The 12,954-nt window shown below is 43.7% G+C and carries 10 protein-coding genes; 7 read left to right on the forward strand and 3 right to left on the reverse strand.

Annotation, left to right across the window (positions count from 1 at the left end):
* Positions 1-24: 24 nt before the first annotated feature.
* The 3 genes from aroF to OSCI_RS21225 all read left to right on the forward strand — a co-directional run bounded on the left by aroF (position 25) and on the right by OSCI_RS21225 (position 3,366).
* Complete coding sequence (gene aroF, locus OSCI_RS21215; RefSeq protein WP_007357192.1) at positions 25-1,086, forward strand: 3-deoxy-7-phosphoheptulonate synthase; 1,062 nt, start codon at positions 25-27, stop codon at positions 1,084-1,086.
* Between the two features lie 124 nt (positions 1,087-1,210).
* Positions 1,211-2,383 (forward strand): DNA cytosine methyltransferase, encoded by a 1,173-nt coding sequence (locus OSCI_RS21220; RefSeq protein ID WP_026103798.1) that lies wholly within the window; start codon positions 1,211-1,213, stop codon positions 2,381-2,383.
* A gap of 32 nt (positions 2,384-2,415) precedes the next feature.
* Positions 2,416-3,366, forward strand: coding sequence for a PmeII family type II restriction endonuclease (locus OSCI_RS21225; protein WP_007357194.1), 951 nt, complete (start codon positions 2,416-2,418; stop codon positions 3,364-3,366).
* Between the two features lie 73 nt (positions 3,367-3,439).
* Here OSCI_RS21225 and OSCI_RS21230 read toward each other — a convergent pair whose 3' ends face one another.
* Together OSCI_RS21230 and OSCI_RS21235 are read right to left on the reverse strand one after the other, a co-directional pair.
* Positions 3,440-4,672 carry a hypothetical protein gene (locus tag OSCI_RS21230; protein ID WP_007357195.1) on the reverse strand — a complete coding sequence of 411 codons (1,233 nt, stop codon included), beginning with the start codon at positions 4,670-4,672 and terminating at the stop codon, positions 3,440-3,442.
* Between the two features lie 196 nt (positions 4,673-4,868).
* Complete coding sequence (locus OSCI_RS21235; RefSeq protein ID WP_007357196.1) at positions 4,869-6,017, reverse strand: HetZ-related protein 2; 1,149 nt, start codon at positions 6,015-6,017, stop codon at positions 4,869-4,871.
* 282 nt (positions 6,018-6,299) lie between these two features.
* Here OSCI_RS21235 and glyS point away from each other — a divergent pair, with 282 nt between their 5' ends.
* Positions 6,300-8,519 carry a glycine--tRNA ligase subunit beta gene (gene glyS, locus OSCI_RS21240; protein ID WP_007357197.1) on the forward strand — a complete coding sequence of 740 codons (2,220 nt, stop codon included), beginning with the start codon at positions 6,300-6,302 and terminating at the stop codon, positions 8,517-8,519.
* A gap of 238 nt (positions 8,520-8,757) precedes the next feature.
* Complete coding sequence (locus tag OSCI_RS21245) at positions 8,758-9,039, forward strand: hypothetical protein (RefSeq protein WP_007357198.1); 282 nt, start codon at positions 8,758-8,760, stop codon at positions 9,037-9,039.
* Positions 9,040-9,356: 317 nt separating this feature from the next.
* Here OSCI_RS21245 and OSCI_RS21250 read toward each other — a convergent pair whose 3' ends face one another.
* On the reverse strand, positions 9,357-9,671 hold the full coding sequence (locus OSCI_RS21250) for a hypothetical protein (protein ID WP_007357199.1): 315 nt from the start codon (positions 9,669-9,671) through the stop codon (positions 9,357-9,359).
* A 176-nt stretch (positions 9,672-9,847) separates the two neighbouring features.
* Here OSCI_RS21250 and OSCI_RS21255 point away from each other — a divergent pair, with 176 nt between their 5' ends.
* Positions 9,848-11,299 carry an NB-ARC domain-containing protein gene (locus OSCI_RS21255; protein WP_007357201.1) on the forward strand — a complete coding sequence of 484 codons (1,452 nt, stop codon included), beginning with the start codon at positions 9,848-9,850 and terminating at the stop codon, positions 11,297-11,299.
* A gap of 174 nt (positions 11,300-11,473) precedes the next feature.
* Complete coding sequence (murD, locus tag OSCI_RS21260; RefSeq protein WP_007357202.1) at positions 11,474-12,823, forward strand: UDP-N-acetylmuramoyl-L-alanine--D-glutamate ligase; 1,350 nt, start codon at positions 11,474-11,476, stop codon at positions 12,821-12,823.
* Positions 12,824-12,954 lie beyond the last annotated feature (131 nt).

Raw genomic sequence — 12,954 nt, forward strand, 5'->3', positions numbered from 1 at the left:
TTAACCAATTACCAACGAACAAAAATGATTATTGTGATGAAGGCCGGCACTCCAGAGGCCGAAATTGACAAGCTTAATGAAGAACTAACCACAACTTGGGGTCTGACTCCAGAAAAAATTGTCGGGCGTTATAAGGTTGTGATCGGTTTGGTCGGCGATACTGTTGAGCTGGAACCGCTGCAATTGCGGGAAATGAGCTCTTGGATTGAGGAAGTGTTGCGGGTGGAACGTCCTTATAAGCGGGCTTCTCTGGAGTACCGCCAGGGTGAACCGAGTGAAGTTTTGGTGTCTACTCCCGCAGGAACCGTTCCCATTGGCTTGCATCACCCACTGACGATCGTGGCTGGGCCTTGTTCGGTGGAAAATGAGGAGATGATCGTTGAGACAGCAAGGCGGGTGAAGGCTGCGGGTGCTCAGTTTCTCCGAGGTGGCGCTTATAAACCTCGGACTTCGCCTTATGCGTTCCAAGGACACGGCGAAAGTGCTTTGGGACTGTTGGCGGCGGCGCGGGAAGCTAGCGGTTTGGGGATTATTACGGAAGTAATGGATGCGGCCGATTTGGATGCGATCGAGGAAGTAGCTGATGTGATCCAGATTGGGGCGCGAAATATGCAGAATTTCTCGCTGTTGAAGAAGGTAGGGGCTCGGAATAAGCCTGTACTGCTGAAGCGGGGGATGGCGGCGACAATTGAAGACTGGCTGATGGCGGCTGAGTATATTTTGGCTGCGGGTAATCCCGATGTGATTTTGTGCGAACGGGGTATTCGGACGTTTGACCGTCAGTATGCGCGGAATACCTTGGATTTGTCGGTGATTCCAGTGTTGCGAGGACTGACTCATTTGCCGATTATGATTGACCCCAGTCACGGGACTGGTTTAGCGGAGTATGTGCCCTCGATGGCGATGGCTGCGATCGCGGCTGGTACAGATTCGTTGATGATTGAAGTACACCCGAATCCTAAGAAGGCGTTATCGGATGGGCCGCAATCTTTGACACCAGATCAGTTCGATCAATTGGTGGGTGAGTTGGCCGTGATTGGTAAAGCGGTGAAACGCTGGCCGCAACCTGTGCCAGTTTTGGCTTAGGTTGCTAATTGTTAATTAGATGTAGAAAGAATGTGGGGGTAAGTTTTTTAAACTTGCCCCTACATTGTTAATTAGTGAGGGCAGGTTTGCGATTTGAATGTAATTTGGTATGAGGATTAAGTTGGTGATTAATGATCGGCCAATATCTGTTAGTTTATTTACCGGAGCTTGCGGTTTAGATTTAGGGCTAGAAAAAGCCGGATTTCAGACAGTAAGCTTAGTAGAAATTGAACCTGATGCTGTCAAAACTATCTCTCTCAACCGCCCCCACCTTTCCCTATGTGCGATACCAAGAGATATTCGTGAAGTCAGCGCTCAAACTCTCCTCAAAGAAGGTGGAAAGATATTAGGTATAGATAGACCTTTGCGCCCTGGTGAAGTAGACCTTGTGACTGGTGGCCCCCCTTGTCAGCCATTCAGTACCGCCGGAAAACGAGGGTCTGTTGGCGATCCTCGTGGCAGCTTATTTATGGATTTTATCCGCATTGTTGAAGAAATCCAACCTCGGTTTTTTATAATGGAAAATGTCCGAGGATTGCTATCAGCCCCAATTCGTCACCGACCCCACGAACAAAGAGGGATAAACCACCCAAATCTTGCACCTGATGAGATGGCTGGTGCTGCTATGCAAGTGATTTTAGCAGAGATAAAACGCATTGGCTATGAGGTTGTTTATGATTTACTAAATGCTGCTGACTACGGCGTGCCTCAAGTTAGAGAAAGAGTTATTTTTATTGGTTATAAAGGTAGCGATTCAGTGACTTTACCGCTCCCTACTCATAGTCAAAGTGGGGTAAGTAGACTGCCAAAATGGATTACACTCAAAGATGGACTAAAAGGATTAATCGATCCTCAGCCAGAGTATATTCCTTATTCTGAAGCTCGTCTTAAGTATCTACGCCTGTTAAAAGCTGGTGAGAATTGGAAAAATTTACCTAATGAGTTAAAGCAGGAAGCAATGGGAGGCGCTTACAAATCTGAAGGCGGAAAAGTTGGCTTTTATCGGCGATTGACATGGGATAAACCATCGCCTACAGTTACAACTAGCCCTCATCAAAAGGCTACTGATATGTGTCACCCAGATGAATTACGCCCTTTGAGTGTCAGAGAGTCTGCACGCATTCAAACCTTCCCTGACGACTGGGTTTTTTATGGTTCTACTGCCTCTAAGTATCGCCAAATTGGAAATGCAGTTCCGGTACTTTTGGGGTCAGCAATCGCTCACTATCTTTACCAGATCATCAGAGGCGATCGAGTTAAAGGTAGAGAAATTTGTGAGCAACTTTCTCTGTTTTAAATAATTTTATAATCAACTATGTAATTAAAATAATGTCTGAAGAACAGCTTCATCAACTTTTAGGATTTATTTTAGAAAAAGAATTGGGAATACCAGCCACAAAAGCTGCGAGTTTTGCTGGGCACTTTGCAGAAGTAGAAGAATTCCTACGTTTAAAAGCCGAAAATCTGACAAATGTTAGGAGTATTTTTGGTAAAAGAGCGATTAAATTCAATGATGATGAAATTGAACGCATTTTAGTTTTTATCGCATCTGGTAAGCTTGCGCCACAATTAACAATAGCTGAGAATTTTTTAGCTAGTATCTGTCGTGATTTCACAAGGCGACAACTAACGATGCTCCAAAACTTGACTTTAGAAAAAATTAACCCTAACCCCTTTTTAATTAGGGCGCTAAATCTAGAAACTCCAGAGGAAGTGGTGAGACTTAATGTTTTTATGAGTGCTACTAGATCTATTGTCACATCAATGGGATTTTTTATCCAGAAACTTTTGATATCTTGCTCGGAAAGTGCAGCTAGTCCTCCTGGTAAGTCTGGATGGGACGTAATTAAGACTACAAGTGATGGCGATCGATGCTGGATTCAAGTAAAAAGTGGGCCGAATGATATGGATAAAGACCAGATAGTATATTGGGCGGTAAAAATTCAAGAAAAATTTAATGAAGGCGATCGAGCTTGTATTGGTATAGCTTATGGTAAGAGAACTAACCAGACTGTAACAATTGGCTTGCTGAAGCAACTTTTACCCAATTGGCAAATTACGACTTTAATTGGTCGAGAACTATGGGATTTTGTGAGCGAAGATCCTGAATATACTGCTAACCTGTTTGAAATTCTGCGTCAGTCCGCCAATCAAGTTTTAGCACAAAGTTCAATTTATGATGCTATAGAAGTCGCAGCTCAACGGCTCATTAATGAATTCATTAGAAAGTATGGAAACGGTAGCCAAGGTGTTTCCAACTATATAAAAGATATATTTTGAGCTATCGGCACAAGTAGATTCAAGAAAAGTCCTAACAAATAATAAATCAACTTGTACCGTCATCATCCTTCATCTAAGGATCGGGATGATTGATCTTATTCTCAGCCATCAAAGCTTCAAGCTGCCGATCTACACTCTTAAGCAACTGTTCTAAAGCGGAAATATCTACAGGCATAGTAGCAAGACGAGTGCGATCGCGAATTTGATTTACCTTCCGCTGAAGCTGTTCCGCCAGTCGCAAGGCATCCCTGTTTAAATTAGATAACTGTTGCTGCTGATAAAACCTTAAAGCTGCCCCCCGTAAAACCTGAAGCGTTGCTTCCTCTCCGTGAGTTCCAGGCATCACTCGCAACCGTAAGAGCAAGTGACTTTGCTTATAAACTCGTTCAATCTCTACCTGTTTAGGTGCTTCCAGCGGAATTAAAGGCAATTGAGTCAACAGCTTTAACTCATTAATTACCCCTTGAAATACCGTCCCATCTAAACCTTCCAATACGGATTTTAAAATCCCATCCTGACTCCACAAAATCTTACCTTGGGAATGCTGCCGCTCAAAAAATAGTCGGCCAATTCCCCCCTCTAAAACTCTAGCTAATAATTCTGGTAATAACTGTTTCGGTGGCAAAGTAGCGAGAATTTCAACGGGACTGGATAAATATAAAGCTTGCACATCTAAAACATCCAGCGTCGCCGACTCTGAAACCTCAGATCGGCTTGGTTTAGCTATTGCAGGTGCGGATGGTTCACTTGTCCGAGTTTGAGGTTTGTGTCCATCAACTTGCTCCTGAACTGATAAAATGAGAGTGGTATCATCAGCCACAGTTTCAGTAGTATTCTGAGCAGTTTTGACAGTGGCTCCCTCTTGACTTCCCTTTGTTGCTTCCTGTGGCTGGCTGGTGTGGAACAAGTAAGCCGAAAGCATCGATCGCTGAGCTTCCGAGGAAATCGGCTGTGTCACCACTGAGCAATTCATATAAGCTAAAATTCGCCGCACGTAGTCCAAAGCTAAGTCATCTTGCGGATCGACAATACCCAGTTTAAAGATGCTACCTTCTAGGGAGAGAGGCAGAACTTGATAATAGAGGCAGGCTTCAAAAGGTAGAACAGTATCAATCAGGTAAAATACCCGATCGGAAGCCATTTCAGCAGCCCAGTCAGTTTGAGTTTTGGATAGCATTGGCCCATTGGTGTCTTGGACAGACGCGAGCGATCGCGCTTTTACAGGCAAATCAACCTCTTTTGTGCGACTAAAAGCTGCAACTCCCTCGACAATCGGATGCACCAAAAATTGAGAACTTTGCGCCATTCTGCTCTAGTTGAACTAGAAGCGGTATTGTTCAAGTCTGACATCCCCAATCTGGGAAAGGCACTCTAGCTCTTTGTACTGTTGAGCGCCTTGTCAAAACCATTAACGCCTGTCGCGAGTAGAAAATTCTCAGAATTTGGGAGTGCTGCTTTTATCTTACACCTAAAGATTGCAGTTATCCATTACGAATAACTAATTACCCATTCCGTAATTTTTGGGCGGCTAAATATATTTGACTCCATTCGCTGATGACGTGATTGGTTTTGATGTTCATTTCAGAGGCGATCGCATCTACAGTTTTACCTGCTTTCAAGTCTTGGATTAATTTCTTTTGAACTGGTGTCAAGCTTTCCCAGAATTCTTGCCATTGCTTTGGCGGTAAACCTAAGTTGTGTTCAAAGGAAGTTTCTAGCCAACTTGCAACTAATTCGGGTGCGCCTTTGACAGCAAAGTTACGAATAGCATGATATGTAACTTTTTCCCGTAGCCGATAAATCTGCTTGACTGGTATATTTAAAGCTTGGGCGATCGCTTCCTGAGAACGTCCTAATAAGTACAGTCGCAGCCATTCGGCGGCCATCGGATCGACTTCATCCGCTAAATAAGCCTGAAATTCCACTTGTACTTTCTTTCTGAGTCCTTGTTGCTCTTCCCAAGCTTGATTTTCTCGATATTGCTCTACCGCTTGTTCATCTAATAGGCTAACTGTATCATCAGCATCCTGCGGGACAATTTCCTCGGAGACTAATCGCACCCAATCCCCTGCTGGGACTTGAGTTAAGCCGCCTCGCTGGGTGCGATGCAGGTAGTTAACGAAACGGTAAACTAACAGCGGTTGGTTGCGAATCGGACGCAAGCAATATTCTTCTAAATTTGCTAGTAATAAGGCGTTACGGAGGCGTTTATCGGCTGTACATTCAGCAATCCAGGCGATTTGTTGCTGGAGGTAGCGATCGCCTTTGAGCATTTCCTGAATTACTTCTTGTAATACTTCTACCGCACTTCGCTGGCGATCGCGACTTAATGCTACCCACGCCTTGATTTTCTCTCGCAACACGACTAAACCTCCCAAGCGTCCGATCGAGTTGCGGTAAGCTTGTTCTGGCGTTACTCCCAGATATCTCTGTCGCAAAATCCCATACTGAAATTCTATCGCTTGGGAAGCGATCGCCTTTTGAGCTGGAGTTAGAGCTTCAAACCGCTCTGGCTTTTCTCCCAACAGCCAGCGTACAATACTCTCGATCGCGATCGCGCTCATATCGGGATAATCTTGGTGGAGTCGCGCACTCCATTTTTGTCCCAGTTCTTCCGCCAAAGTCATCGGGTGTTGAAAGATTGGTTTCATCCCGATTCTACGTGGTATGCTCAACTTTTGGGCCTTTTTTGGATATTGCTTGAACTAGCAAGTTCATTGTTTTAGGACTTACCCCCCTAACCCCCCTTGTTAAGGGGGGGATCAAAAGCCCCCTTGTTAAGGGGTATTAGCATCACCAGCAGTAGGACGGACAATCCCTTAACAGCAGGGAATCAAAAGCCCCCCCTTAACAAGGGGGGGTTGGGGGGGTCGAAGTTTCAGATTTTAATGGTTAAGTCCTCAACGCTATTGACAAAAATAACAATAAGTGATATGGCGACATTTTTATTAGAAGTCGGTACAGAAGAATTACCAGCAACATTCGTCAAAGAAGCGATCGCGCAATGGCAGCGACTAATTCCGGCTGCGATCGCCGAACAATCCTTGACAAATGAGGCAATTAATGTATATGGAACCCCGCGACGTTTAGCCGTTGTCATCGAAGGACTACCAACCCAGCAAAGCGATCGCGAAGAAGAAATCAAAGGGCCACCCGCCGCCACAGCATTTAAAGATGGCAAACCCACCAAAGCAGCAGAAGGTTTTGCAAAAAAACAAGGCGTAGAAATCGACAGCTTAGAAATTCGTCCCACCGACAAAGGCGACTTTATTTTTATCCTTAAAAAAATCCCCGGCCGCCCCACAGCAGATATTTTAGCCGAACTAATTCCCCAGTGGATTAGCAAATTGGAAGGAAAAAGATTAATGCGTTGGGGAGACGGAGAATTAAAATTTCCCCGACCGATTCGCTGGCTGGTAGCATTATTAGATGATGCAATTTTGCCAATAACATTAGTCAATGGTTCAGAGACAGTAAACAGCGATCGCATATCCCAAGGACATCGAGTTTTACACCCGCAACCAGTCGCCATTTCCAAAGCGGAGAATTATCTAGAATCCCTACGTTCCGCCTACATCGAAGTTGACCCCGAAAAGCGCCAAACTAAAATCCGAGAACAAGTAGAAGCAGCCGCGAAAAAACAAGGCGGCAAAGCCGATATTACCACTGAATTGTTAGAAGAAGTCACAAACTTAGTCGAATGGCCGACAGCAGTAGTCGGAAAATTTGACGAAGAATTTTTGATATTGCCACCCGAAGCAATTACCACAATTATTGTCAAAAATCAGCGCTATTTCCCCATCCTGAAAAGCGAAGCTTCTAGCGAATTATTGCCTTATTTCATCACAATTTCCAACGGCGATCCAGCCAAATCCGATGTAATTGCCACTGGTAACGGGCGAGTAGTTCGTGCTCGCTTAGCTGACGGCGACTTTTTCTATAAAGCCGACTTGGCTAAACCCCTAGAAAGCTATTTACCGCAATTAGAAAAAGTCACATTTCAAGAAAATTTAGGCACAGTTCGGGATAAAATTAATCGCTTCAGCAAAATCGCTAACTTAATTGCCGACCAATTGCAAGTAACAGAGGAAGAACGCAACAACATTCAACGCGCCGCCTTACTTTGTAAAGCCGACCTCGTTACCCAAATGGTCTACGAATTCCCAGAATTGCAAGGAATAATGGGGCAGAAATACGCCTTAGCTAGCGGCGAAGCGGAACCAGTAGCAACGGCTATTTTTGAGCATTATTTGCCTAGAGGTGCAGGGGATATTTTACCGCAAAGTTTGACAGGTCAAGTTGTCGCCTTAGCCGATAAATTAGATACTTTAGTAAGTATCTTCAGCTTAGGAATGAAACCAACAGGTTCCTCTGACCCCTTTGCCTTGAGGCGATCAGCCAATGCGGTAATTAACATAACTTGGGCGGCACAATTGCCCCTAGACTTATACGAATTAATCGTAAAAGTTGTAGAATTTACCCAATTAGAATCTCTTACCAAAACTGGCAAGCTAGCACCGCCAGATTCGCAGTCAGACGAATATCACTCTTTCATGCAACGCATCCGCACGCTGTACGTATGTTTGAAGCAAGACTTGTCTGACTTTTTCCTGCAACGCATCCGCACGCTATTACAAGAAGAAAAAGGCATTGATTATGACTTGGTGAATGCAGTTTTGGGAGAAAACGATCCAGAATATACTGAACGGGCGTTGCAGGATTTATTGGATGCGTTAGAAAGGGCTGTTTTCCTCCAACAAATCCGCGATAACGGCACATTAGATAAGATTTACGAAACAGTTAATCGTTCAACTCGCCTAGCAGGTCAAGGCGATTTAGATAAGATGCAGTTGGAACCTAAAACGCTTGTACGTCCAGAGTTATTCCAAAAGTCATCTGAACAAGCTTTTAATGATGCAATCGTGCAGTTAGTGCCGAAAACTCAGGCATCTAAGGAAAGTAGAAATTATCAGCAATTGGTAGAAAGTTTAGCGGAAATTGCTCCGGCAGTTAGCAACTTTTTTGATGGGTCAGAAAGTGTTTTAGTGATGGATTCTAATCCAGAAATTAAGCAAAATCGGTTAAACTTATTAGGTTTGTTGCGGAATCATGCGCGGGTGTTAGCAGATTTTGGTCAAATTGTCAAAGGTTAAAACCTTGTAGGTGGGATTTTGAATTGCTTTGAGATGTTTATTGTTTGGATCGTATCTCTTGCCGAGGCGGATTTGTTTTTTGCTAAAAGATACTAGCAGATCGAGCAGCGTTTGATATATGATGTCAGGCTGAATATCCGCCCAATTATTGGGTAGCGCTGGCTACGCCTACGCAGAATAACCCAAAAAGAGCTAAAACTAAAACTATCTTAAAAAGTAGAGTAAAGGAGAAAAGTCTATGAGTATAGAGCGGTGGAATGACGATCGGTTAGATGCTCTAGGTGCCAGACTAGAGATTACAGCTAGTATAGCAGATAGTAATGCTCGCGTGATTCAAGCATTAGCAAATGTGGCAGCAGAGGCCAGAGAAGAACGGCAACAATTATTTCAAATGATGGCAGAACAACACAAAATAATTGTGCAACAACAAGAGGAGATTCGTGGTCTTCAAACGGAGAATCGTCGGACTCTTGATATTTTGTTAAATCAACGGAATCAGGGAGATAATCCTTCTGCTTAAGTTAATAATTAGGATTTCAACGGATGTGGGAGTTTGTCCTAATATCCAGGTGGCAAATTCTGTTGGGTATTTTTCCGAGAGATATTTGCAGGCATTGTCATAAGACATTCAAGAAATTTAATTAGTTTTATGTAATTATAGTATTATATTGGAGGCGATCGCGCTTTAGGAAAGGAAGGGCGATCGCTCTTTATGGAAGATAAGGGCGAAGCATTCCGGCAGATAAATTATTGGTAAAACCCATAAATTATTCGCCCGAATGCTTCCCCCCTACGGATATATTTGCACGCATCGGGATGATCCCCTCAATGATCGACTTATTGCTTACAAGTTACTCTCGTCAGGTAACTTTTACAGCTTTCACAAAATACCCAGTCCTCGGTTTTTCGATCCCACTGCATAGTACCGATGGTACTATCACGTTCGTACCGAAAATTCGGTAGCGCTTGAGTAAAACTTTTATACTTGCAAAAAGCATTTGCGCCTTGCTGACGAGCCTCAGCATTTAACCCACTGGCACCTTTTACTACTACATCAACTGGAATATTGTCTCCTACCGTTGGATCTTCAAAAACCTCGGTACTGCTTTGAGAGTTGGCTGGGATGTTAGAAGCAAGAGTAGAAATAGTCAAGCCTAGAACAAAAAAACACCGAAAATTCGTTTCATACTTGTTGGGTGGAAATCTTTAATGCACACATCATCTACAAAAACTTCATTTTTGGCAGTCGGAAAAAGTAGGAATTTAAACAACCTACCAAAGTAGGAGAAAGTAGGATATAATAAGTTAAACTCCTACACCACCGACCTATGGACGTTCAAGAAGTCTTAAAACTTGCCGACGACCTAGTTTTTGTCAATACGGGAAAACACTTAGATAATCTGCAAGAAATGATACTGCGGGGCACTTTACAAGGTCAGAAATACTCAAAAATAGCAGATGAATCTTACTGCACTGAAGGTCACATCAAAGATATTGCATCAGAATTATGGAAGCTACTTTCAGAAATATCAGGCGAAGAAATCAATAAATCAAATTTTAGATATACATTCGAGCGATTAAACTTTGCAAATATTTGGAATTTTAATGAATTTAATAAAGATATTGTACAAATTGGTAAAATTAACTTCTGTGAAAATACTTCACATTCCCCAAAAGTTCCCAACTCACCACCCGATGAAGAACCTATAAACAAAGGCAACGCTAAACCCAAAATACGCGAATATTTAGGTGAAATGCCTAAATCTGGTAGTTTTTACGATCGCACCCCCCAACTCTCCACCCTCAAACAGTGGATTTTACACGAAAACACCCGCTTAGTCGCCATATTAGGCATAACAGGCATCGGCAAAACCGCGATCGCAGTTCACCTAGTAGAACAAATCAAACATGAATTCGATTACATCTTCTGGCGAAGTCTAAGCACTTCCCCACCCCTAAAAACACTCCAAACAAATATAGTCCAATTCTGTAGGGGCGGTGCCCCCGTGCCCGCCCCAAATTCCGTACCCGCCCCAAATTCCGAAGAAAGGGCGATGCCTACGGCTGGCTACGCCTACGCGGGGGGATTGCCCCTACTAGATTACCTCCGAAAATACCGCTGTCTCCTGATACTAGATGACGTACAAACCCTCAACAGCAGCGGACAACTAGCGGGAAACTATAAACCAGACCATGAAAATTACGGTACATTCTTCAAACAAATAGCAGAACTATATCATAACAGTTGTTTAATATTAATAAGTTCCGATAAACCCAAAGAAATATCTATATTAGAAGGCGGAAATCAACCCGTTCGCTCATTAGAGCTCAGCGGATTAGGTGCAGGGGCAATGGCAATTCTGCGAGAAAAAGGATTAGCTGATGAGGAAAAATGGTTAGAACTAATTGAACCCTACGGAGGCAATCCTTTATGGTTAAAAATAGTGGCAACGATGATTCAAGATGTGTTTAACGGTAGCGTTGCCGAAGCCTTATCCTATCATACCCTATTTTTCGGAGATTTAGAAGCAGTATTACATCAATCTTTTCATCGCTTGTCCGAGTCGGAAAAACAAGTAATGTCTTGGTTAGCCAGTGAAAATGTGCCTGTTTCCCTAGCAAAAATTCCCGATCATCTACAATTATCTCATGGCAAATTGTGCAAAGTAATTCAATCTTTGGGAAGACGCAATTTGATTGAAAAAATTAGGGAAGGAGAACAAAATCTTTTCACTCTTCAACCTGTAATTAAGGAATATGTGAAAACTTACTGGTGTTAACTACCTGAGCTTGGTCTGCCAGGGACTAAAGTCCTTGTCTAATAGCTTAAGTCCTCCTTTGTCGGTCTTTGGCTCTCAGGACACAGGGATAATATCTGCGATCGCTGGCAACTTTTGGGCTAGCTTTACTGTAAGATAAAGATTGGTCAAACCAGGGACGCTGCCATTTAATCTATGCCCAATGCTCACATTATCGGTCTGGGAAGATCGGGAATTGCCGCCGCGCGACTATTAAAACGGGAAGGTTACTCAGTAACGCTGAGCGATCGCGCCTCCTCCCCAATCTTACAACAGCAACAACAGGAACTCGCAACAGAAGGTATTGCAGTTGAGTTGTGCCATTCATTTGCACCAGCAACACCTTTAAAATTAATAGTTGTGAGCCCTGGCGTTCCTTGGGATTTACCAGCATTAATCCGCGCCAGAGAGCTCGGAATTGAGACAATAGGAGAAGTAGAACTCGCGTGGCGACATCTGCAATCTCAGCCTTGGATTGGGATCACCGGCACTAATGGCAAAACCACCACAACCGCCCTGATTGCTGCTATCTTTCAAACAGCGGGTTTTTACGCTCCGGCTTGTGGCAATATTGGCTATGCTGCTTGTGAATTAGCTTTGGGCGAAAAGCCTCCCGATTGGGTAATTGCAGAAATGAGCAGTTATCAAATTGAATCATCGCCGTCAATTGCCCCTAGAATTAGTATTTGGACGACTTTTACTCCCGATCATCTCAGCCGCCACAAAACCTTAGAAAATTATTACAACATTAAAGCCCATTTGCTGAAGCAATCCGAGTTACAAGTGATTAATGGAGATGACCCTTATTTGCGCGAAAAAGGGGTTGAAAGTTGGCCAAAAGCTTGCTGGACAAGTGTTAACGGTAAAGCGGAATTGTTGGGAGATCCGGCGCGGGGTGCGTATATTGAAGATGGATGGGCGATCGCGCTGGGTGAAAAAATTCTGCCCGTTGATTCTTTGCGGATGGTAGGATCTCACAATCAGCAGAATTTATTGATGGCAGTAGCGACAGCGCGTTTAGCAGGAATTGAAAAAGATGCGATCGCCCAAGCAATTACTAATTTCCCCGGAGTGTCCCACCGCCTCGAACACATCCGCACTTGGGCCGGCATAGACTTTATTAATGATAGCAAAGCCACCAACTACGACGCAGCCGAAGTCGGATTAGCCTCCGTTGCGACACCCGCGATCCTAATTGCAGGCGGTGAAGCCAAAGAAGGCGACGATATCGCCTGGATCGAAACCATTCAAGCCAAAGCCGCCGCCGTCTTACTAATTGGTAACGCTGCTGACACCTTCGCCAAGCGTTTACAACAAGCTAATTACAACAACTGGGAAATAGTAGAAACAATGGAACGAGCCGTTTCCCGGAGTTCGGAACTTGCTAAAGAGCATAACGCGAAAGTTGTCCTGCTGTCACCAGCCTGTGCTAGTTTCGATCAATACCAGAATTTTGAGCAGCGAGGAGATGATTTCCGGCAGTTATGCCTAGAGTCGCTACCTTAGAAGCAGGGAGGAAAGGAATTTGTAAATTTTTTCCTTTCCAGCGTTAAAAAATATCAAATTTGACAGAAAAAATTTCATAAGGCAGTAATATTCAAGTTATTCAAGATCGAGAGCATCTAATTTTAGTGGTC

It is taken from the genome of Kamptonema sp. PCC 6506 (genome assembly GCF_000180455.1).
GTDB lineage: Bacteria > Cyanobacteriota > Cyanobacteriia > Cyanobacteriales > Microcoleaceae > Kamptonema > Kamptonema formosum.

Bases quoted from the DNA above. Each gene is read 5' to 3' on its own strand.
- aroF (WP_007357192.1), top strand. From the start codon at position 25: ATGATTATTGTGATGAAGGCCGGCACTCCAGAGGCCGAAATTGACAAG.
- OSCI_RS21225 (WP_007357194.1), top strand. From the start codon at position 2,416: ATGTCTGAAGAACAGCTTCATCAACTTTTAGGATTTATTTTAGAAAAA.
- OSCI_RS21230 (WP_007357195.1), bottom strand. From the start codon at position 4,672: ATGGCGCAAAGTTCTCAATTTTTGGTGCATCCGATTGTCGAGGGAGTT.
- OSCI_RS21235 (WP_007357196.1), bottom strand. From the start codon at position 6,017: ATGAAACCAATCTTTCAACACCCGATGACTTTGGCGGAAGAACTGGGA.
- glyS (WP_007357197.1), top strand. From the start codon at position 6,300: ATGGCGACATTTTTATTAGAAGTCGGTACAGAAGAATTACCAGCAACA.
- OSCI_RS21245 (WP_007357198.1), top strand. From the start codon at position 8,758: ATGAGTATAGAGCGGTGGAATGACGATCGGTTAGATGCTCTAGGTGCC.
- OSCI_RS21255 (WP_007357201.1), top strand. From the start codon at position 9,848: ATGGACGTTCAAGAAGTCTTAAAACTTGCCGACGACCTAGTTTTTGTC.
- murD (WP_007357202.1), top strand. From the start codon at position 11,474: ATGCCCAATGCTCACATTATCGGTCTGGGAAGATCGGGAATTGCCGCC.